This window comes from Sporosarcina sp. 179-K 3D1 HS (genome assembly GCF_047228905.1).
Classification (GTDB): domain Bacteria; phylum Bacillota; class Bacilli; order Bacillales_A; family Planococcaceae; genus Sporosarcina.
This window is the reverse complement of record NZ_JBFEGI010000016.1, coordinates 35,359-56,436: the sequence shown is the minus strand read 5'-3', so window position 1 is coordinate 56,436 and position 21,078 is coordinate 35,359. Positions and strand designations below refer to the sequence as shown.

The following is a 21,078-nucleotide window of genomic DNA, read 5'->3' as shown; positions in this document are numbered from 1 at the left end:
ATGACTATCCATGTTGCATTATTTGAACCACTGATTCCGGCTAATACAGGGAACATTGCCCGTACTTGCGCGGGAACGGGGGCGAAACTCCATTTGATCAAACCGCTCGGCTTTTCGACAGACGACAAAATGCTGAAACGGGCGGGGCTTGATTATTGGGAATTTGTCGATATCACCTATCATGATGGGATTGATGAATTATTTGCATCTTTCCCGGATGCCGAGTTTTACTTCATTACGAAGTTTGGAATGGAACCTTATAGCTCTTTCAATTTTTCGGATGAATCCAAGGACATTTTCTTCGTTTTCGGAAAGGAGACGACCGGACTCCCCGATGAGATCATCGAGAGCCGCCCGGAGCAATGTTTGCGAATTCCGATGAATGGGAATATCCGCTCGTTGAATTTATCAAACACAGCTTCCATTCTGATTTACGAGGCGTTACGGCAGCGAGGTTTTCCGGAATTGACATAAAAAAACGGGACAGCCTAATGGCTCGTCCCGTTTTCTGCAATCATTATTTTTTAACTTTGCCCGGCTTGTCTTCATACCCGCCAGTGAAAATAGCTGACAGGAATGAGAAGCAAACGGCTATGATTAGAATAAGTGTCATTGTGTGTGCCTCCCGTTAAGTCAATTGTTCTGTAAGTATTATACCCCAAATTATATGGAATTGGTATAGCGGGGCGATAAATTTGTGACAAAGAGGGGAAGATATGAAACTTTTGACGTTTTGATGCGTAGAAAAGATAATGCAATTGATTGTGGAGGGACTGCATATGAACTATTCAACTGGCTTGAAATGGATTACAGGTATTGCGGAGGCATTCTTGGCCATCCCAATTATCGGAGGCGCGATTGTTATCGGGACAGGCTATAATGCTTTGTTTATCATGTTTATTCTGCATGCGATTACACTGTTGCTGTCCATTCGTGAGGGACAGGGGAAAGCTGCTTCGATTTTAGGATTATTCACCAGTGTCGCTAGCGTCATCCCGGTGATTGGCTGGTTTTTGCATTTGATCACAGCAGGGGCTTTATTCGTTTCCGCTATCATGTCAACCCGTAATCGTATTTGATAGGAATATTAAAACTGCCCTTCCGCAATAGAAAGCGGAAGGGCAGTTTTTCAATGTGGCAAAAAGAGCAATTGATAGGTGAACAGGACAGCGAAAATATACAGTAGGAGCGGAACTTGCTTGCCCCTACCTTTAACCACCTTCAGTAAAGGATAAGTGATGAAGCCAAGGGCGATCCCTGTCGCGATGCTGGACGTCAACGGCATGGTTAAAATGACAAGAAATGCCGGAAACGCTTCATCGAATGAATCCCAATCGATTTGCTTCACTGCCCCGATCATCAAACTTCCGACGATAATGAGTGCCGGCGCCGTGATGGCTGAAACGCCGGAGAGCGCCGAGACGACCGGGCTGAAAAAGGCTGCTCCGATAAAGAGAACTGCTACGGTTAGCGTTGTAAGCCCCGTACGCCCTCCGACAGCGACGCCGGAAGAAGACTCTATATAAGCGGACGTCGGACTTGTTCCAAACATGGAACCGACAGTAGCGGCAACGGAATCGGCCAATAGCGCATGGCGTGCCCGTGGGAGCGATTTCCCTTTCATGAGCCCGGCTTGTTTGGCAACGCCGATCATCGTACCCGTCGTATCAAATAAGGTAACAATCAAAAAAGCGAATACGACACCGTACAGTCCGTGCGAAACGACATCCCCGGCCGCTTGGACCGGATTCCAGACCAAGAGGCCTTCAGGCAAGTGAGGGAGCTTCCAAGGCGCGCCCTCGAAATGGAGTTGTTTCGTAGCAAAAGCCACGATGCCGGTAGCGATCATCCCGATGAAAATGGATCCGTAGACGTTCAACGTCATGAGAATGATGGTGACGAGCAATCCGAAAAGTGTCAGTAACACGGGAGGCGATGTCAAGTCACCGAGCCTCACCAAAGTGGCCTCATGCGGAGCGACAAGTCCGGACAATCGCAGTCCTAAGAATGCGATGAATAACCCGATTCCTGCAGTGATGCCATGCTTCAAATTTTCCGGTATGGATTCAATCAGCTTCTCACGGAACGGAGTCATGGATAGGATAATGAATAACAAACCCGCTATAAATACAGCGGAAAAAGCAGTCAAGTAATCAAGTTGGCCATCCGATGCAATGACAACTGATGTAAAATATGCGTTCAATCCCATACCAGGTGCAATGGCGATCGGATAATTGGCGAATAAGGCCATCCATAATGTCCCGATGACAGTGGCAATGATGGTAGCCAGAAAAACTTGATCGAAAGGCACTCCGGCATCCGCCAAAATGATCGGGTTGACAATGACGATATACACCATCGTTAAAAAAGTCGTCATTCCCGCCAGAATCTCTGTTTTGGCATTCGTACCGGCTTTATTTAAATGAAACAAAAGGGTATCCTCCTTAAACACGAACTTTATTGAACACATTTTAAATAATATTCGTTTTTAATGAGAAATGCAATCATTACTTTCATATAATTTTATAGTAAAAATATATAAGACTTTCGAATTGGGTTATTTTTCATAAGGAGTATAAATTGTGGTATGATGAAAAAAAGCCAACAGGGGGAATGGGAATTGTTTAGAAGCAGAAAGAATGTCGGCCAAGACGAAAGTTTAAAGCAAGAACTTGAGCAACTTAAGATGGCTTATTCCGAGAGAGAAGCAGAAGATCTAGGACGTCTGACTGAAATTAAGAATGAATTGGCTGCTGCAGTCGACCAACATGAGAAAGTGAATGCCCAGCACAACATTTTAGAACAGGCAGTGGGGCAAATAGAGAAGAAATTTACGAATGTTGGAGAATTAAGTGAACAATCATCTGAAAAATCGCTAGAGTTGAACGACCGTGGAAATTCCCTCAAGGAGAAATCCTATGTAATGGTTGCCGAAGCTACGGAAGGGACGAAAGAAGTCCATGCGACAGCAGATGTGATCAAAGAATTGGGGAATCAGATACAAGCATCCGAGACGAATATGGAAAATCTTAGCGAGCGCTCAGTTGAAATCCAATCAATTGTCGGAGTGATTGAAGACATTGCGGCCCAGACCAACCTGTTGGCCTTGAACGCATCCATCGAAGCAGCCCGGGCAGGGGAATATGGAAAAGGGTTTGCGGTCGTCGCCCAAGAAGTGAGGAAACTTGCGGAAAGCACATCCGATAGTACTGCCAACATCCAAACATTGACAACATCCTTGCGCAACGAAATTGAACAAGCTTTGGAGGCTACCCGGAAAAGTGCAGAACTTGTGGAAAAAGGAGTCGCCGTCAGTTTGGCAACAGCCTCCAAAATTGAGACAATCCTCAGCACGATTGAAGAAAGTCAAGGGGATATCGGCTCCATTCAGGAAATGATCGAAGACCAAAAACAGCTCTCCGAAAAAGTGAAACAGGAACTCCTGGGAGCCAATGAATTATTTGCACAGGCGCATGAATTGATCATGCAGCATATTGAGGACGCAAAAGAAGTGGATGAGCGTTTGGAAAGCGGCATCCGCCAATTGAAACGTTGAATACTTAACGAAAAAGCATGGGCTCCCATCAATTGGGGCCCATGCTTTTTCTGTTGTGTTCACAACTACTCATATTCAGTCCAACTCCACCGTCGTTAATTCGCCGGTAAAAGGATGGACAAAAGATAGCTTCGTTGCCGTGAGTCGATAATTCCCATCCGGCGTTTCACTACCGTCATACAATGTGTCCCCTTTGACCGGATGCCCGATATGGGACAGATGGACACGGATTTGATGGGTTCTTCCCGTTTCCAGTTCCGCTTCGACGAAAGTGGAATCGGCGGTGCGCCGAATGACACGGAAATGGGTCGTGGCGGATTGGCCGGACGGGGACACCCGGCGCTTCGATGGATGATGGCGATCCCGTCCGATCGGGTAATGGATGGATCCTCTCGGCCTTCTCATCTCACCATCTACCTCTGCTACATACATACGTGTGATCTGGCCTTGCTCCAGCAAGCGATCAAACAGCGCCTTGGCGATCGGATGCTTGGCAACGAGAATGAGCCCAGACGTCCCTTTGTCGAGCCGATGAACATGCTCTGCGTAATCGCCTCCTTGCTCACGAACATAAGCGATCACTTGATTCATGAAAGTGCCCTTCTCCCCGGGCGTTGCCGGGTGGGTTGCGATGCCTGCGGGCTTTACGGCAGCGAGGATGTGTTCATCTTCATAGATGACGTCCAAATGGTCCGCATGGTCTGACTCATATGTGGACGGCGCATGGGGAAACTCGAACGTCAGCCGGGTTCCGGTCGGCAGAGGGGAGCGCCAATCAAGCGGCTCCCCCTCGACATCCTTCACGCCTTTTTCCATCCGCAACTCATGTACCGTCTTTTTCCCGGCCTGCCAGCGTTCCCGCAATAATTGCTCCACCGTCATATCATTTTCTTTCGTTGTGTAATGAAAAATGGACACTCCATTAACTCCTTATTTACCTTCAAATTCGTTGAAGAACATTCGGATGTTCTCATCGGGTTGTGCACCGCTCATCCGGCCGACCTCTTTCCCGTCACGGAAATGGACGAGTGTCGGCCAGCTTTCGATGCCATATCTTTCTTTGGCAGCGTCATAAAACTCCAGCATATTGTATTGATAGACATGTACATCCATCTCATCCGCGATCGGCATCATTCTCGGTGTCATTTCCATGCAGTATTGGCATTCCGGGCTAAAGAAATAGGCAGTCACGGGTTCACCGGAATCCACTTTTTCAAAAAGATCTTCCGGCATGATGATATTTTTGTAATTCTCATTGCCAATCAAGGCGATCGTCGATTTATCCAACTGATCCGTGCCATATGGATTGTCTTTCAACTTCACTTCGTTCGACTTGTTTGAAAGAACAACGATGAGTATAAAGATGGCAATGACGACGCCACCAATCAATAGTAATTTTTTCACTTCACTTGGACTCCTTCTGCCATTTCAAGAGGAAAAGGCTGGTAATTAAAATAATGAGAAATGCGATCAGTGCCAGGAATGGGATGGTAATAAAGCCGAAGTAGTTAATATATTGACCAGTACACGGTACATTCCCACATGTCGGGGCGCTATCCCGCAAGAAGGTCAATTTCTGGATACCGTAGTGATACAAAGAAATACTTCCGCCAACCAATGCAAAGACGGCGGTAGTCAACGCAATCCGCGCATTTTTCTGATAGAGCGCGATGCCGGCGATCAAAACGATCGGATACATGAGAATCCGTTGATACCAGCATAGTTCACAAGGTTCATACCCACGAACTTCAGAGAAGTATAATGAGCCGAGGGTTGCCGTCAAGGCGGTTATACAAATTAATATCAGGCCATTTTCCAGCCGTTTCTGCATAGGTTCCACTCCAATTCTAAGATTACATTTAAATTATATGTCGTGCATGGAGACAAGTAAAATATTATTAACCGCCCGTCCTGTACTATATAATGAAATGAGAACAGATAAAAGAGGTGATCCAGATGAGTGAGGAATTCGATTTATCATCATTTGAAGTCAGCATGGTCATCCGCCAAATGGAAGCGGATGATATTGAAAAGATATTGGCGATGCAGGAAGAATGCTTCCCAGGGATGGACCCGTGGGAAGAGGGTCATTTGAAGAGCCATTTGGCGATGTTTCCGGAAGGGCAGTTCGTCGCGGAACTCGACGGGGAAATCATCGGTTCCTGCTCCAGTTTGATCATCAACTTCGACGAGTATGACGACCGTCATACGTGGGATGATGTGACGGACGAGGGATACATTACAAACCATAATCCGGACGGCTACAATCTGTATGGCATCGAAGTGATGGTCCACCCAGCCTACCGTCGGATGAAAGTGGGTCAACGGTTGTACGAGGCGAGGAAAGAACTCGCGCGTCAGCTGAATCTCAAATCTATCATTATCGGCGGCCGGATACCGAACTACCACAAATATGCTGCTGAGATGTCGCCACGCGAATATGTGGATGCGGTCTCCCGCCATAAGATATACGACCCTGTCCTGACGTTCCAATTGATGAACGATTTCACGCTCATGCGGGTGAATCCAAACTATTTACCGGATGATAAAGCCTCGAAAAAGTATGCCACGTTGATGGAATGGAATAACGTCGATTATAAACCGTTGACGAAGCGCCATTTTAAGACAAGTTATCCGGTGCGGATTTGTGTCGTTCAATATTTGATGAGGAAGATCTCTTCGTTTGATGAAATGGCTCATCAATGCGAGTATTTCGTAGACGTGGCTTCGGATGCCAATTCGGATTTCGTCGTCTTCCCGGAAATTTTCACAACCCAGCTTATGTCCTTTTTGGATGAGCCATCTCCGAGCCAGGCGGTCCGGAAAATGACAGAGTTCACTCCACAGTATATCGAACTCTTCACTAGTCTCGCGGTCCGTTACAATGTGAATATTATCGGTGGTTCCCATTTTGTCGAAGAAGAGGATGAAGAGATTTACAACATCGCGTATTTATTCAGAAGAGACGGTTCAATTGAAAAGCAATATAAAATCCATATTACGCCGAACGAACGGAAATGGTGGGGGATCAGCGCAGGGGATTCGGTCCGTGTGTTCGATACCGACTGTGGGAAAATCGCTATCCAGATTTGCTATGATATCGAATTTCCGGAACTGGCGCGCATCGCGACCGACATGGGGGCGAATATCATCTTCACTCCGTTCTGTACGGAAGACCGACAAGGGTATTTACGGGTCCGCTACTGCGCCCAAGCACGGGCGGTGGAAAATCAAATCTACACCGTTATATCTGGGACAGTCGGGAACTTGCCGCAAACGGAAAACATGGATATCCAATACGCTCAATCTGCTATTTTCGCTCCATCCGATTTCGAATTCGCCCGGGACGGCATCGTCGGAGAGACTAACGCCAATCTGGAAATGGTGCTGATCGGTGATGTGGACCTTGAAATTTTGCGACGCCAACGTCAAGACGGAACTGTAAAACAGCTCAAAGACCGGCGTCATGACGTGTATCATATTGAGTATAAAAAACAGTGATTCCTATTCTAACCAAAAAAGCAGCCTCCTTCATGGGGACTGCTTTTCTGATGGGTTGCTAAGCTCAACGCCTTCGGGCTCGATATGAACCATGATTACGCAGAACGGTTTTTCCTTGAGGATTTTCCGTTCGATATCTTCTGTAATCCGGTGGCTCTCGATGACATTTAGCATCGGATTTACGGTGACTGTCAAATCCACGAACATCAAATTGCCGTGCATGCGACCTTTGAATTCTTTCAACTCGATTACTCCGCGTACGTGGCGGATCAGCTCCGACATCTTTTCCACTTCTTGTTCATCAAAGCCATCCGTTAACGTATACACACTCGTAATAAAAATCTGAATAGCCGTGTAGAGAATCATGATTCCGATAATGAACGCGGTAATGGCATCGATAATCGGGAATCCGATAATGGCGCCGCCAATCCCGATGGCCGTTCCAGCACTGACGAGTGCGTCTGAACGGTTATCGAACGCAGCCGCGCGAATGGCTTCACTGCCGATCCGTTCCGATAATTGCAAGTTGAAGCGATAGACCCCGAACATGACGAACGCACTGAGTAGCGCGATACCAGCAGTGAGTAGAGAAGGGGGGGCGACGACCGGCTGAGCTATGGACTTCCCTGCGTTGATCAATACTTCAATCCCGATGAATGCCATGATGAAAGCCGCGATCAAAGAGGCGACTGTCTCTGCCCGAAGATGGCCATAATGATGATTCTCATCCGGCGGCTTCTGGGAAATCCGCAAACCGATCAGAATAGCAATAGAGGCGATAATATCCGTGGTATTGTTCAAGCCATCTGCTTTCAAGGCTTCCGATGAGCCAATATAGCCCGCCACGAGTTTGACCGCACTTAATAATAAATACGTCCAAATACTAAGCCATGCCCCTCTTTCGCCTTCCCGCAGGTTTGAATAAAGATCCATCTAATAGGTACCGCCTTTCGATTGAAAGAGCGACCCCCAATTATGGAGAGTCGCCCTCTTTTCAGGATTCCACCGATAAATCTGGAAGTTCTCCGGTTTCCTCCTCAACATATTTCATCACTTCTAAATAAAGGATGTGGTGACCTTCCACATCTTTGACTGTAAACTCGTATCCTTGCTCAACGATCCTCTCTCCTTGGATCGCTTCGAAACGTTGCGTCATGAACCAGCCGCCGATCGTATCAATATCTTCCTCATCGATATCAATACCTAGGACGTCGTTGACATTTTCAATGAGCATTTTAGCATCGAGGATATAATGATCATCGCCAATGAACTGGACTTCCGGCACTTCATCCGTATCAAATTCGTCTTGGATTTCACCAACGATTTCTTCCAGGATGTCCTCAATGGTTACAAGTCCGGATGTCCCGCCGTACTCATCCATCAATACAGCCATATGAATCCGTTCGCGTTGGATTTTCAGAAGCAGGTCGCCGATTGGAATGGTTTCGATAACGCGGATAATCGGCTGCATATACTCGATAACCGGCTGATTGCCTGTCGCCGGATCTTTAATATACGCAGTCAGCAAGTTTTTCATATTGACGAGCCCGATCACATGGTCTTTATCGCCATCCGTGACTGGATAACGCGTATATTGTTCCACGCCAATTACATCAAAGACGTCTTTTAATGTCAAATCCTTTTCGATGGTCATCATTTCGGTTCGCGGCACCATGATTTCCTTGGCGATCCGATCATCAAATTCAAAGATTTTATTGACGTATTTATATTCAGCCTGATTGATTTCACCACTTTTTAAACTATCTGACAAAATCATACGAAGCTCTTCTTCCGTATGCGCGACGTCGGATTCGGAAAGCGATTTGTAACCGAACAGCCCGATGAAGGAACGGGCGGAACCGTTCATCCCTTTAATGATCGGATACATGATCCGGTAAAACAAAATGAGCGGTTTCGAAAAGGATAATGTAATCTCCTCCGCTTTCTGAATCGCAATCGTCTTCGGTGCCAATTCGCCAACCACGACATGCAGAAACGTCACAAAGGTAAAGGCAATGACGAAAGAAAGTATAGTAGCCATATTCGGAGTCAAATCGAGATAGGCGAAAATGGGAGATAAAATCAGTTTGACAGTAGGCTCACCAAGCATCCCTAGACCGAGTGCCGTAATGGTAATTCCTAATTGACAGGCGGATAAGTATTCATCCAAATTACTGATCACTTTTTTCGCATTGATCGCTTTGCGATTCCCTTCTCCGATGAGCTGATCGATCCGTGTTGTCCGTACTTTTACGATTGCAAATTCACTCGCGACAAAAAACGCGGTGAGGGCGATCAAGGCAGCAAATGCTGCCAATCGTATGGCAATTTCCAAATAAGTTTACTTTGTCCCGCACCCGAATGAGGGGTTGAACAAAGTGTACACCTCCTGTAATGGTAAAGTAGTGAGTTAAGATAATAATAATTTATTTACAAGAAAAAAACAAATGGTTTCGCTTTCAGTCATGGTGTCTAACTCCCTATTCCGGGTGGTCACCTAAGGAAATGGTTGGATTTGTGCGAAGGGGTGCAGTAGTTTGGATGGACAAGCTGAAAAATAAATTCGGCAGGTAGGGTGGAAAAGGAGCGTGGCGAGACGGGAATTGCCCTGACAGTTTTTTGGGGGGCCATGACATTTTCGGCTCGGGCCCTTCCAGTTCTAAGGATAGTCATGAGAGTTTTGGGAATTGCCCTGACGGTTTTCCGTGGCCATGACAGTTTCGGCTCGGGCCCTTACAGTTCTAAGGATAGCCATGAGAGTTTTGAGAATTGCCCTGACAGTTTTCCGGGGCCATGACAGTTTTCGGGCGGGCCTTTACAGTTCTAAAGATTGCCATGAGAGTTAGAGGAATTGCCCTGACAGTTTTCCGTGGCCATGACAGTTTTCGGGCGGGCCCTTACAGTTCTAAGGATTGCCATGAGAGTTTTGAGAATTGCCCCGACAGTTTTCCGTGGCCATGACAGTTTTTGCACGGGCCCTTACAGTTCTAAGGATAGCCATGAGAGTTCGGGGATTGCCCTGACAGTTTTCCGGGGCCATGACAGTTTCGGGTCGAGCCCTTACGGTTCATCAGATTGCCATGAGAGTTCCGGTGCGTCCTCTAAGTCTCCAGCCAAACCCCGATAGTTCACGAGCCTTAATATGTTCGGTTTTTTGCTCCGTCCGAAGCATGAGAAAAAGCGCACCTCTTTCAAGGTACGCCTTTCATATTATTCCCCCCGCTTGTATTGGGTTTCCTTCCAAGCGTTTTGTTCGTTCGGGACGCGGCTTTTGTCTTCGAAGACATTTTCCGTCTTTTGATCTTGCATCCTCAACTGATTTTTTTCGTGATGCTGTTTTTCCGGTGATTTTTCCTTTTCCATACAATGCCTCCTTCAAACTTCATGAAAGCATAGTATTTCCCGAATTACACCGCTTCACTCATAGACATGGAAAGTCATTAGTTCATGAACCATTTTCGTGACGTTGTCTAACTCCGGCGGCGTGTCGCCGTTCCAGTGAATCGTTCCATCCGGCATGTAATCTGCGGTGTATCTCTTGTTATTAAAATAAAAAGCTATAGTCCAGCCGGGTAATTGCGAATTTTCATACATCGATTTGAAGCTGAAATGTTGTAGCATAGGGAACCCCTTTCATAAGACGCAGCCTGGACGCATAAATTGAGAATAAACGATGCGAGAGGGTGCTGAATTGTTTGTCGATAAATTGAAGCAGGCCATTGAAGACGAATATCGATCATATCATTTTTATCGATCGATGTATGGCAAGACGGACGATCCGCTGTGGCAGGATTTCATTAAGCACATATATGAAGATGAAAAAAGCCATTACGAAATGTTCCAGCAACTCTATTATATGATGACAGGGACCTTTGTTCAAAATCCAAAGAAAATGCTACCGTGCTATGATTTGAAAGACTGCGCAAAACGGGCATTAGCCGATGAACTGGATGCAGTCGAAATGTATAAGGAAATGCTCCTGACAATCCCTTTCCAGCAGGCGTACAACCCGCTGTTCATTGCCATGCATGACGAAATGGAACATGCCATCCGACTTTCCACCATTTATAATGCCCTCTGAATAAAAAAAGTGAGACGCGTAGTAAACACGCATCTCATTTTTTATTTGGTAATCAGATTCTTGAATTAATCTTAAGAATGAATTTAATCCGTTAAAGAGAGAAGAACAAAAAATTCATAATACTGTTGATTTTCAAATGTATTATAGTATATAGTGTAATAGATGAATCTGTTATAAAACAGTTAGGGTGGCAAGTAAATACGTTGAGGGGTGGATATTATGCAAAACTATGTAGAAAAAGGTAAAATCCGAGTTTCCCAAGAACTGTATGATTTTGTGAATGATGAAGTGCTTCCAGGCATCGATTTGGATGGAGAGAAGTTTTGGTCTGATTTTGATGAATTGATTCATGAGTACGCTCCGGAGAACAAACAGCTATTGGAAGAGCGTACGCGTCTGCAGCAAGCGATCAGCGCTTGGCATAAGGAAAACAAAGGATCGAAGGATCTACCAAAATATAAAGCGTTTCTTGAAGAGATCGGCTATTTGGAGCCCAAGCCGGTTGACTTCAAAGTGTCCACGTCTAAAGTGGATGATGAAATTGCTATGCAAGCAGGCGCCCAACTAGTCGTCCCTGTCGACAATGCCCGCTACGCATTGAACGCAGCAAATGCCCGCTGGGGAAGCCTGTATGACGCATTGTATGGAACAGATGTAATTAGCGATGAAGAGGGGGCGGAAGCGGGAGTCCAATACAATCCGATCCGCGGCGCGAAAGTCATTAATTTTGCAAAAAACTTCCTTGATGAGTCCGTCCCGTTGGAAGAGGCTTCTCATTCGGATGTAACCAATTATGCGATTTCCGATGGTGAATTATCTGCAACCCTATCAAACGGGAAGGTTGTCGGTCTGCAAAAAACGGATCAGTTCGTCGGTTACCAAGGGACTCCTGTAGCACCGTCTGTCGTTTTGCTTGTAAACAACGGACTGCATTTGGAAATCCAAATTGACCGGAATCACTCGATCGGCAAAGACGATTCCGCCGGCGTGAAAGATGTTGTGTTGGAAGCCGCCTTGTCTACGCTCATGGACTGTGAGGATTCGATTGCTGCAGTCGATGCGGAGGATAAAGTGGGAGTATACCGCAATTGGCTTGGTCTCATGAAAGGGGATTTGGAAGCAAGCTTTGCCCGGGGAAGTAACACCATTACCCGTCGAATGAATCCGGACCGGACGTACACGTCAGCCAATGGAGAAGAACTGACATTGCCTGGCCGTTCCCTGATGTTCGTGCGGAATGTCGGTCACTTGATGACGAACAATGCCATTCTGGATCAGGATGGGAATGAAGTGCCCGAAGGAATTCTGGATGGTGTCCTTACGACATTAATTGCCAAACATAATCTCAAAGACGACGTGGAATTCAAAAACTCCAGGCACGGCTCCGTTTACATCGTTAAACCGAAAATGCACGGACCGAAAGAGGCGGCGTTTGCGAATCGACTATTCAATCGAATTGAGGATATTCTTGAACTTGAGCGTCATACTTTAAAAATCGGCTTGATGGATGAAGAGCGTCGTACGTCGCTCAATCTGAAAGCATGTATCAATGAAGTGAAAGAACGGATTGCGTTTATCAACACCGGATTCCTCGACCGGACGGGTGATGAAATTCATACGTCAATGGAAGCGGGCGTCATGATCCGCAAAAACGATATGAAATCGACGAACTGGCTCAGAGCTTACGAAGCGTCGAACGTGGCTGTCGGTCTTGATGCAGGTCTTCCAGGTCATGCACAGATCGGAAAAGGGATGTGGGCGATGCCGGATATGATGGCAGCCATGCTCGAACAGAAAATTGCACATCCGAAAGCCGGTGCGAATACGGCTTGGGTTCCCTCCCCGACGGCAGCGACGTTGCACGCCCTTCATTATCACCAAATCGAGGTGAAAGCCGTACAGGAAGGGATCGATAGCACGATCGACTATCGGGATGCTATCTTGGAAATTCCGGTGGCTCCGGAGACGAACTGGTCGTCGGAAGAAATTCAGCAAGAGCTGGATAATAACGCACAAGGGATTCTTGGGTATGTCGTCCGCTGGATTGACCAAGGTGTCGGATGTTCGAAAGTTCCGGACATCAATGACATCGGTTTGATGGAAGACCGTGCCACTTTGCGGATTTCCAGTCAGCATATTGCGAACTGGCTGCACCACGGCATCGTGTCGGAGGAGCAAGTGATGGAAACGATGAAACGCATGGCGATTGTCGTGGATAAACAAAATGCCGATGACGAGTTATATCGACCGATGGCTCCGAATTATGATGATTCCGTCGCGTTTGCAGCAGCTTGTGATCTAGTGTTCAAAGGAATCGAGCAACCGAATGGCTACACAGAACCGATCTTGCATCAACGCCGTTTGGAAGCGAAAGCGAAAATGAAAGCGGCTGTGACAGCAGGACAATAAGTAGTTTCTCTCCCGTTCAAATGCGAGCGGGAGTTTTAAAGTCCTGGCGTGTGGATAACCATCAGCCAGCATAATTACGTCTAGGCTCCGGGCGCCAGAGACTCGGGGACATAAGTCACAGCTGCTCAAGAACCGTGCCTTAATTTCTGCAAAAGACGCAGAAATTAAGGCAAATCGAGCCCTCGCTGCTCGATTGGCAAGAAGCGCCACGCCGCATCTTCGTCTTATGCCTGTCGCCTCTGAGCAGGTGCCCTGGCGCTTTTGTTCTAATTTGGCGGGGATGTTATTTTGCAATCGCCCGAGAGCGATCCAAATGCGCTGGTTCGGTCGATTAGAGGGGTTTTAATTGCCGGAGAGCGGTCGGTTTGTGCTTGTTTGGTCGTTTAAAGGGGTTTAATTGCCCGGGAGCGGTTCGTTTGTTCTGGTTTGGTCGTTTAGAGGGTCTTTAATTGCCCGGGAGCGGTCGGTTTGTGCTGTTTTGGTCGTTTAAAGGGGTTTTAATTGCCGGGGAGAGGTCGGTTTGTACTTGTTCGGTCGTTTAGAGGATCTTTAATTGCCGGGGAGAGGTCGGTTTGTGCTGGTTCGGTCATTTAAAGGGCTGTTAATTGCCCGGAATCGGTCGGTTTGTACTTGTTTGGTCGTTTAGAGGATCTTTAATTGCCGGAAAGAGGTCGATTTGCGCTGGTTTGGTCGTTTAAAGGGGTTTTAATTGTCCGGGAGCGATTCGTTTGTTCTTGTTCGGTCTTTTAAATGGGTAAATGGCGGGAACCGTCCTGAAAATCAGTAATGGATTTTCAGAACGGTTCTTTTTTTGATGCCTCAAAATGTTTACCAGACGAATGGGATAGGAAGACTAAAGAATGAGTGACATACAAAGGAGGAAATTCACATGAAAACTGCAAACGAAACGGCCCTGAAAATACTTGATGAAAGCCATATCGGCACAATGGCGACCGTACAACAGAACAAGCCGCATAGCCGGTATATGACATTTTTCAATGACGGATTCACCTTGTACACCGCCACCTCCAAGCGGACGGAAAAAGTGGAGGAACTGGAGCAAAACCCACATACTCATATTTTAATCGGGTATGAGGGAAAGGGGTTTGGTGATGCTTTCCTGGAAATCATGGGCACGGCGGAAGTTTCGCAAGACGATAACATGATTGATAAAGTATGGAACAAATATATGAAGCCGTGGTTTAAAGGGCCGGACGATCCGGACCTGGTCATCTTGAAAATCACTCCGCAAGCGATTCGGGTGATGAATAAAAAAGGAGAGCCGCCCCAAGAAGTCCAAATTTGATAGGTAATAAAAACGAGAATTTCGGAACAATCCTGAATTTCTCGTTTTTTTTGTTTAGTTACTATTGAGCTCTATCGCTAACAGGTTTTTAAAATAATCCGCTGCGATTTTCATACGTGCGCCATACCAGAACATTTCTCCATCAACACAGATCACTTTCGATCCGGGGCAAATTTGTTGGAACTCGGCGAGATGCTTGTCCCGGAACGGATAAGGTTCCGAAGCGAGGAAGATGAAATCGAGATCCGCCTCCCGGAAATCCTCTTCGGTCACTGCTGGATATCTGCCTTCCTTTACGGTGAACGGAACCGAGAAGCCGAGATGGCTCAGGACGGATTCAATGTATGTGTCTTTGCCCACTGTCATGTAAGGTTTTTTCCATATGACATAAGCCACTCGCTGACCAGACACAGTCGGCATTGATTGGAAAGAGGTTTGAATTTCCCGAATGAGAAGACCCGCTTCGGTTTCACGTTCTGTCAACTCTCCCATCGACTGGATCATGCGATAAGCATCCGGAATCGACTGGACTTCCGCGACGTAGACCGGGTAGTGCGGTTCCAAGGCGGCCACCATGTCGGCAGTGTTTTCCTCTTTCTCGACGATGATCAAATCCGGTTGGAGAGCATGGATTTTCTCAATGTCCATTTCTTTCGTTCCACCTACGATTGGAACTTGTTTCACTTCATTTTCAGGAAAGATGCAATATCGTGTCCTACCTACTATCCGATCGCCTAATTGGAAGGCGAATAATGTTTCCGTAATGCCCGGACATAAGGAAATAATCCGTTGCGGCGGAAATTTCAATGTCATTCTTCGATTGAGATGATCGATAAATTCTCTCTCCAACTTCATTCCTCCCTATAATTACTGGTAGTCCATTGAGCGTACCATTCCCTCCTACTTTTGGAAACTTGAAATGGAAAGGCTGGGGAACAGGCATCGAGGAATAGTCGGGGGAAAGCGAGAATAAATTCACCATGGAAACTGTAGATAGGGATTCTTGCCAATGAATATAGTAGGAGTGTATGAACAATGAACGTGGAAAGGGGTATTGGATCTTTTAACAGCACGTTGGGAATGAAAAATTACAACGAATAGGGAGATGTGGAAAGATGGAGTCGATCAATGTAAATGAGATTGCACTGGTTCCTTCATGGCATGAGGGGAGGCCGGAGGCGAAATGGGCGAGTTGTTTACCATTTACCCCGATGTTTCCAACATGGTCAGGAATTGAAACTAAAAATTCATCAATCGTGTATTTCGAAATAGAAGCAGGCAATCAGTTAGGCGAACATTCCGACAGCGTAGAAGAGTTACTGCTTGTATTGGATGGGGATATAGAAGTGACAATAGCAGAAGAAACCGCACAAGCTCCCAAAGGGACAATAATTGTCATCCCGGCAATGGTTCCCCATAAAGTTCGAAACATGGGAGGAAGCACGGCTAAATGTATTGGTTTTTTCCCGACGAAGGATGTGGGAAATGTGTTTACGGACACTGTCCAACCTTTTGGATTGAGTGTTTTTCCTCCTGAACAGCCGTAAATTAAGGTGTCCGGTTCCGAAACATTTGTTTTTGGAACCGGACACTTTTTTTCAAGCCGTGTTACTGTCATGGCAAATGCCCGAACTGTAAGGGCAATCGGGTAAACTGTCATGTCCCGAACGAAAACTGTCAGGGGGCCGTGTAACTCTAATGGCAAACTCCCGAACTCTCATGGCAATCTGAAGAACTGTCAGGGCTCGACCTAAAACTGTCATGTCGCCGGATAACTGTCACAGCAACTGATCCAACTGTAATAGTTTCACTCAAAAACTCCGATGGCACAAATCAAATTTCCGCTTAGATCCGCCAATCCCCGCTCTCACTAATAATGAAAACCCGGTCGAGGCACCTAATCTTTTTCCGTTTGGACAGGTTCTGCTATAATTGGAACGATATGAATGAAAAAAGGTGAAGCGAATGAATTTTATATGGACATTAGTATTCATGGCTTTTATTGGGGCACTGATCGGCGGCTTTACAAATCACCTGGCCATTAAAATGTTATTCCGACCGCATGAGGCAAAGTATATCGGACAGTGGCGCTTGCCGTTCACGCCTGGCCTTATTCCAAAACGTCGGGATGAATTGGCGAGGCAGCTGGGGAAAACGGTGACGAATTATTTATTAACACCGGATACATTCCGAAAGAAATTATTGACCCCGGAGATGGAGCGGAAAACGGAGCAGTTTCTCCAACGAAAATTGGAGGAGCATGTTCTTCATTCGGACCGGACGATCCACGATTGGCTACGGTTAGCGGGAGCGGAAGGGCTTGTCGGGGAAACTGAGCAAAAAGTGCTGACGGTTGTTGATGAGCAATTAACAGCGGTTCGGACCAAATTGACTTCGGGCTCCCTAGAGGAAGTAATGCCTGTGGAATGGCAGAAGCAAGTGGAACAAAAAATTGACCCCGTGACAACCCATATTTTAGATCGTGCCGGCCATTTCATTGATTCGCCGGAAGGCAAGCAGGTATTTCAGCAATTGATCGATGATTTCCTGGCTACGAAGGGAACGATCGGCAGTATGGTGAACATGTTCTTCGGCGATTCGGACAAGCTGGTCGTGAAGGTTCAGCGGGAGGCTTTGAAATTTGTCGCGGCCCCTGGGACGTACGATTTATTATCTAACTTGATCCACAAAGAATGGACCCAAATACAAAAGCGTCCTGTCGAGGAACTGGTTGGTGGGTTCGATTGGGATGGATTGTTTGCCTCCATCAAAGCATATATTATAAAGGAACTGGATTTGGAGGCACGGCTGGATAAAACCATTCACGACTATTGGTCGAATGGTGCGGCTTGGATAGCTGAGCATATCACACCGCAACTTGTCGACTTTGCTTTTACACAAGCGGAAGCCCAATTGGAAATTTCGCTAGGCAAATTAAAACTCGATGAGATTGTAAAAGAGCAAGTAGATACATTCCCAGTCTCCGTACTGGAAGATTTAGTTCTTGGCATTTCGCGGAGAGAATTTAAAATGATCACAGTTCTTGGGGCATTGCTCGGCGGTGTAATCGGAATCGTCCAAGGGTTAATCGTCTTTTTTACTGATTTAAGTTAAGCCTCCGGCGGATGTCACGGATTTTGAGGGGAGTTAAGGAAGGCAACCTAGGAGCGCCGCATCGTGCGGCAACGGTTGCATGACCGGCATCCTGTCGGCCTCAAGCGCAATTCAAAATCCGGACTCAATTACGCCGAGGCGTAATCAATTATAGAGGGGATATGAAAACATGGCAGTGAATATTTATGATGATGTAAACAGGTTAGAAGCGACACTTCGACAAACAACGGAATTCCAAGAAGTGAAATATGCGATTGAGGCAGTGAAGGCGGACAACACCGCGTTGGAACTGTTTAAAAGTTTCCGGAAAATCCAGATGACGTTGCAGGAAAAGCAGATGCAAGGAGTAGAGATTGTCCAAGAAGAATTGGAATACGCGCAAAAAACAGCGCAGCTCGCCCAGCAAAATCCGAAAATCATGGCGATGCTCGAAGCGGAAATGAAATTGAGTGGACTTATTGAAGAAATCAATCGCGTTCTGATGAAACCTGTGCAAAGTTTATACGAATCCATTAGCTAAACCGGCCCCGGCCGGTTTTTTTCGAATGGTTTTCCTGATACAATGAACAATCATGGGAATCATCATAGAAAGTTGGTACAAGACCATGCAGAAAATCATGTTAACCGAGACATTTCCACAAGATTGGGTCCGGATGTTCATCCATTTGGCCAATCTGTTTTTTGAACAGTCCACCATTATTGAGGAAGAAAGTGAAGAGGCGATCCGCGTGGCGTTCTCCTTGGATCTTCAAGATGGGGTGTATGTCGGAAAAGCGCATCTTTCATGGAATGGAAACGAGTATTCGTCCTCTTTCTCCGAGAGAGAAGATGCAGGGGATTCGAAGAATAAAAGCCGTCAATTAAAGCGAATCTATTCGCATCTACTTTTAGAAGCTTTGGAACAGGCAACCGGCATGCAGCAAGCTTGGGGCATCTTGACCGGAATCCGCCCGACGAAGCTGTATCATAAATATCGTAGGCAAGGCATGTCTTCCGAAGAGGCCCGACGATTATTGCTGGAACGCCACCGGATTTCAGAGGAAAAGAGCGAACTCCTCGCCATCATTGCTGATGTGCAATTAAAATCCATCCCCGACCTGTACGAATTAAAAGACGGAGTGAGCATTTATATCGGCATCCCTTTTTGCCCGACGAAATGTGCGTACTGTACGTTTCCCGCGTATGCCATCCGCCGGAAAAATGGGCGGGTCGAGAGTTTTCTCGATGCGCTGCATGAAGAAATCCAGGAGATGGGGAAATGGCTGACTGCCCGTAATATGGATATCACAACGATCTATTTCGGAGGCGGCACGCCAACGAGTATCGAAGCAGATGAGATGGATGCTTTGTATCAAACGATGTATGATTCATTTCCTAATATGGAAAAGGTCCGTGAAATTACGGTGGAAGCGGGAAGACCGGATACGATCACTCCAGAGAAGATCGAAGTGCTGAAAAAATGGGGGATCGACCGGATCAGTGTCAATCCACAGTCCTACACGGATGAAACATTGAAGGCGATCGGACGCCACCACACCGTCCAAGAAACGATCGACAAGTTTTGGCTGTCCCGCAACATGGGAATGAAAAATATCAATATGGATCTCATCATCGGTTTGCCGAATGAAGGGATCGAAGAATTCCGCCATTCGCTGGATGAGACGGCGAAAATGCAGCCTGAATCATTGACCATCCACACGCTGTCCTTCAAGCGGGCTTCCGAGATGACGCGCAATAAAGAGAAATATCAAGTGGCAGATCGGACAACAGTGGAACAGATGATGCACTTGGGTGAACAATGGACCGCGGAAAATGGTTATGTCCCATATTATTTATATCGGCAGAAAAATATTTTAGGCAACTTGGAAAATGTCGGATATGCAAAGCCGGGAGAAGAAAGTCTGTACAATATCATCATCATGGAAGAGGTCCAGACGATCATCGGTATCGGTTGCGGCGCTTCCAGCAAGTTCATCGACCGGGAAACTGGGAAGATCACGCAATTTTATAACCCGAAAGATCCTGCGGCATATAGCTTGGCATACGCAGAGTCAATCGACAAAAAGCTGGCCCATTTGGATGCCATATTTCCAGAAGCGGTGAATAAATCCTGATCCCAAAATGGGGTCAGGATTTTGCTCATATACAGATAAGTCTCACGGCGAAAACGGATTTGAAATAAAGGGTTTTTCCACTCGTTATCGAAAGAGTTATAGAATATATTATTGAATGAGTATTCATTCACAATAGGGGAGTGGTTTAGGTGTATAAAACAATTGAGTTGTTAAAAAACGGACAACTGGCTTACCTGACGTTGAATCGGCCGGATCAAATGAATGCCATCAATCAGGTGATGATGAAGGAATTGGCGGAGGCCTTTGAATCGCTGAAGAACGATATGACTGTCCAAGTGGTTGTGATTTATGGAGCGGGCCGGATGTTTTCAGCCGGAGGGGATATTCAAGCGATGCTGAAACCGGAAGGCATTGATATGAAAGATGTCATGAACGACTTATCCCGATTGGCAAAGGCCCTTTACACATTGCCACAGATTACAATCGCCGCGGTCGGAGGAGCTGCCGCGGGATTGGGTTTCAGTCTGGTGTTAGGCTGTGACCGCATCGTTGCGGAGGACTCAAGCAAGCTGGCTATGAATTTTATCGGAATCGGGCTCGTTCCGGATGGGGCAGGGCATTTCTTCTTGAAGGAAAGGCTCGGAGTCTCCAAAGCTAAACAACTGATTTGGTCGGGGGAAGTGCTGAATGCGGAAACTGCCTTGGAAAAAGGCTTGGTCGATGAAGTTGTGCCGGCTGGCCAAGCAAGAGACGCGGCCGATAAAATTGCCCATCAACTCCTAACCAAGCCAATCAGAGCAATGATCGCTTCGAAGCATATTCTGCATTCACAGAAAGTGGAAGAGCTCGACTGCGTATTGGAAATGGAAAGTGAGACGCAAATGAAAATGAGACAGACGGAGGAGCATCAAGAAGGCATACGAGCCTTCCTGGAAAAGCGACTGCCAAATTTTACAAAGGTCAAATGATTGGAACATAAGCGAAATCATTAGTATTCTATCGGAAAGCCTAGTTTTATAAGAATGAACTTCAGACT

21 protein-coding genes are annotated in these 21,078 nt (G+C 46.5%); 12 read left to right on the top strand and 9 right to left on the bottom strand.

Going from position 1 to position 21,078, the window contains the following annotated elements:
- Window positions 1–474, top strand: a complete 474-nt coding sequence (gene trmL, locus AB1K83_RS16610) for a tRNA (uridine(34)/cytosine(34)/5-carboxymethylaminomethyluridine(34)-2'-O)-methyltransferase TrmL (RefSeq protein WP_413059337.1) — start codon at window positions 1–3, stop codon at window positions 472–474.
- A gap of 305 nt (window positions 475–779) precedes the next feature.
- Window positions 780–1,079, top strand: coding sequence for a hypothetical protein (locus AB1K83_RS16605; RefSeq protein ID WP_413059336.1), 300 nt, complete (start codon window positions 780–782; stop codon window positions 1,077–1,079).
- Between the two features lie 50 nt (window positions 1,080–1,129).
- Here AB1K83_RS16605 and AB1K83_RS16600 read toward each other — a convergent pair whose 3' ends face one another.
- Window positions 1,130–2,431, bottom strand: a complete 1,302-nt coding sequence (locus AB1K83_RS16600; protein ID WP_413059335.1) for an NCS2 family permease — start codon at window positions 2,429–2,431, stop codon at window positions 1,130–1,132.
- 189 nt (window positions 2,432–2,620) lie between these two features.
- Here AB1K83_RS16600 and AB1K83_RS16595 point away from each other — a divergent pair, with 189 nt between their 5' ends.
- Entirely contained in the window at window positions 2,621–3,556 is a 936-nt protein-coding gene (locus AB1K83_RS16595) for a methyl-accepting chemotaxis protein (RefSeq protein ID WP_413059334.1), read from the top strand.
- 75 nt (window positions 3,557–3,631) lie between these two features.
- Here AB1K83_RS16595 and AB1K83_RS16590 read toward each other — a convergent pair whose 3' ends face one another.
- Genes AB1K83_RS16590 through AB1K83_RS16580 form a run of 3 tightly spaced genes read right to left on the bottom strand, consistent with a single transcriptional unit; the run spans window position 3,632 to window position 5,387 of the window.
- Entirely contained in the window at window positions 3,632–4,468 is an 837-nt protein-coding gene (locus AB1K83_RS16590) for an RluA family pseudouridine synthase (RefSeq protein WP_413059346.1), read from the bottom strand.
- Between the two features lie 18 nt (window positions 4,469–4,486).
- Window positions 4,487–4,960: a thioredoxin family protein gene (locus AB1K83_RS16585; RefSeq protein WP_413059333.1), complete on the bottom strand. Its 474-nt coding sequence runs from the start codon at window positions 4,958–4,960 to the stop codon at window positions 4,487–4,489.
- Window position 4,961: 1 nt separating this feature from the next.
- Entirely contained in the window at window positions 4,962–5,387 is a 426-nt protein-coding gene (locus AB1K83_RS16580) for a disulfide oxidoreductase (RefSeq protein ID WP_413059332.1), read from the bottom strand.
- Window positions 5,388–5,512: 125 nt separating this feature from the next.
- Between AB1K83_RS16580 and AB1K83_RS16575 the strand changes: the two genes are divergently transcribed.
- Window positions 5,513–7,057: a GNAT family N-acetyltransferase gene (locus AB1K83_RS16575; RefSeq protein WP_413059331.1), complete on the top strand. Its 1,545-nt coding sequence runs from the start codon at window positions 5,513–5,515 to the stop codon at window positions 7,055–7,057.
- Window positions 7,058–7,087: 30 nt separating this feature from the next.
- Here the strand turns inward: AB1K83_RS16575 and AB1K83_RS16570 are convergent, their stop codons facing one another.
- The 4 genes from AB1K83_RS16570 to AB1K83_RS16555 form a co-directional block, all read right to left on the bottom strand.
- Window positions 7,088–7,990 carry a cation diffusion facilitator family transporter gene (locus tag AB1K83_RS16570; protein ID WP_413059330.1) on the bottom strand — a complete coding sequence of 301 codons (903 nt, stop codon included), beginning with the start codon at window positions 7,988–7,990 and terminating at the stop codon, window positions 7,088–7,090.
- Window positions 7,991–8,051: 61 nt separating this feature from the next.
- Complete coding sequence (locus AB1K83_RS16565; RefSeq protein WP_413059329.1) at window positions 8,052–9,392, bottom strand: hemolysin family protein; 1,341 nt, start codon at window positions 9,390–9,392, stop codon at window positions 8,052–8,054.
- Between the two features lie 875 nt (window positions 9,393–10,267).
- Window positions 10,268–10,420 carry a hypothetical protein gene (locus AB1K83_RS16560; protein WP_413059328.1) on the bottom strand — a complete coding sequence of 51 codons (153 nt, stop codon included), beginning with the start codon at window positions 10,418–10,420 and terminating at the stop codon, window positions 10,268–10,270.
- 54 nt (window positions 10,421–10,474) lie between these two features.
- Window positions 10,475–10,678 carry a YheE family protein gene (locus AB1K83_RS16555; protein WP_413059327.1) on the bottom strand — a complete coding sequence of 68 codons (204 nt, stop codon included), beginning with the start codon at window positions 10,676–10,678 and terminating at the stop codon, window positions 10,475–10,477.
- A 70-nt stretch (window positions 10,679–10,748) separates the two neighbouring features.
- Between AB1K83_RS16555 and AB1K83_RS16550 the strand changes: the two genes are divergently transcribed.
- From AB1K83_RS16550 to AB1K83_RS16540, 3 genes are all read left to right on the top strand, one after another.
- Window positions 10,749–11,138: a ferritin family protein gene (locus AB1K83_RS16550; RefSeq protein ID WP_413059326.1), complete on the top strand. Its 390-nt coding sequence runs from the start codon at window positions 10,749–10,751 to the stop codon at window positions 11,136–11,138.
- A 219-nt stretch (window positions 11,139–11,357) separates the two neighbouring features.
- On the top strand, window positions 11,358–13,547 hold the full coding sequence (locus AB1K83_RS16545; RefSeq protein WP_413059325.1) for a malate synthase G: 2,190 nt from the start codon (window positions 11,358–11,360) through the stop codon (window positions 13,545–13,547).
- 889 nt (window positions 13,548–14,436) lie between these two features.
- Window positions 14,437–14,853 (top strand): pyridoxamine 5'-phosphate oxidase family protein, encoded by a 417-nt coding sequence (locus tag AB1K83_RS16540; protein ID WP_413059324.1) that lies wholly within the window; start codon window positions 14,437–14,439, stop codon window positions 14,851–14,853.
- A 54-nt stretch (window positions 14,854–14,907) separates the two neighbouring features.
- Here the strand turns inward: AB1K83_RS16540 and AB1K83_RS16535 are convergent, their stop codons facing one another.
- Complete coding sequence (locus AB1K83_RS16535; RefSeq protein ID WP_413059323.1) at window positions 14,908–15,702, bottom strand: ABC transporter substrate-binding protein; 795 nt, start codon at window positions 15,700–15,702, stop codon at window positions 14,908–14,910.
- A 266-nt stretch (window positions 15,703–15,968) separates the two neighbouring features.
- On the opposite strand from AB1K83_RS16535, the gene AB1K83_RS16530 reads away from it, so the two are divergent.
- From AB1K83_RS16530 to AB1K83_RS16510, 5 genes are all read left to right on the top strand, one after another.
- Window positions 15,969–16,400 carry a cupin domain-containing protein gene (locus AB1K83_RS16530; protein WP_413059322.1) on the top strand — a complete coding sequence of 144 codons (432 nt, stop codon included), beginning with the start codon at window positions 15,969–15,971 and terminating at the stop codon, window positions 16,398–16,400.
- Window positions 16,401–16,818: 418 nt separating this feature from the next.
- Window positions 16,819–17,967 carry a DUF445 domain-containing protein gene (locus AB1K83_RS16525; RefSeq protein ID WP_413059321.1) on the top strand — a complete coding sequence of 383 codons (1,149 nt, stop codon included), beginning with the start codon at window positions 16,819–16,821 and terminating at the stop codon, window positions 17,965–17,967.
- Between the two features lie 169 nt (window positions 17,968–18,136).
- The gene (locus tag AB1K83_RS16520; protein WP_413059320.1) at window positions 18,137–18,487 is read left to right on the top strand and encodes a YlbF family regulator; all 351 of its coding nucleotides are present in this window, start codon (window positions 18,137–18,139) and stop codon (window positions 18,485–18,487) included.
- 85 nt (window positions 18,488–18,572) lie between these two features.
- Window positions 18,573–20,081, top strand: coding sequence for a coproporphyrinogen III oxidase (locus AB1K83_RS16515; protein ID WP_413059319.1), 1,509 nt, complete (start codon window positions 18,573–18,575; stop codon window positions 20,079–20,081).
- Between the two features lie 149 nt (window positions 20,082–20,230).
- Entirely contained in the window at window positions 20,231–21,010 is a 780-nt protein-coding gene (locus tag AB1K83_RS16510; RefSeq protein ID WP_413059318.1) for an enoyl-CoA hydratase, read from the top strand.
- The last annotated feature ends 68 nt before the right edge of the window (window positions 21,011–21,078 follow it).

Excerpts from the sequence above, each read along its gene's own strand:
- AB1K83_RS16515 (WP_413059319.1), top strand. The coding sequence starts at position 18,573 with ATGCAGAAAATCATGTTAACCGAGACATTTCCACAAGATTGGGTCCGG.
- AB1K83_RS16580 (WP_413059332.1), bottom strand. The coding sequence starts at position 5,387 with ATGCAGAAACGGCTGGAAAATGGCCTGATATTAATTTGTATAACCGCC.
- AB1K83_RS16530 (WP_413059322.1), top strand. The coding sequence starts at position 15,969 with ATGGAGTCGATCAATGTAAATGAGATTGCACTGGTTCCTTCATGGCAT.
- AB1K83_RS16520 (WP_413059320.1), top strand. The coding sequence starts at position 18,137 with ATGGCAGTGAATATTTATGATGATGTAAACAGGTTAGAAGCGACACTT.
- trmL (WP_413059337.1), top strand. The coding sequence starts at position 1 with ATGACTATCCATGTTGCATTATTTGAACCACTGATTCCGGCTAATACA.
- AB1K83_RS16560 (WP_413059328.1), bottom strand. The coding sequence starts at position 10,420 with ATGGAAAAGGAAAAATCACCGGAAAAACAGCATCACGAAAAAAATCAG.
- AB1K83_RS16605 (WP_413059336.1), top strand. The coding sequence starts at position 780 with ATGAACTATTCAACTGGCTTGAAATGGATTACAGGTATTGCGGAGGCA.
- AB1K83_RS16575 (WP_413059331.1), top strand. The coding sequence starts at position 5,513 with ATGAGTGAGGAATTCGATTTATCATCATTTGAAGTCAGCATGGTCATC.
- AB1K83_RS16555 (WP_413059327.1), bottom strand. The coding sequence starts at position 10,678 with ATGCTACAACATTTCAGCTTCAAATCGATGTATGAAAATTCGCAATTA.
- AB1K83_RS16525 (WP_413059321.1), top strand. The coding sequence starts at position 16,819 with ATGAATTTTATATGGACATTAGTATTCATGGCTTTTATTGGGGCACTG.
- AB1K83_RS16540 (WP_413059324.1), top strand. The coding sequence starts at position 14,437 with ATGAAAACTGCAAACGAAACGGCCCTGAAAATACTTGATGAAAGCCAT.
- AB1K83_RS16570 (WP_413059330.1), bottom strand. The coding sequence starts at position 7,990 with ATGGATCTTTATTCAAACCTGCGGGAAGGCGAAAGAGGGGCATGGCTT.
- AB1K83_RS16545 (WP_413059325.1), top strand. The coding sequence starts at position 11,358 with ATGCAAAACTATGTAGAAAAAGGTAAAATCCGAGTTTCCCAAGAACTG.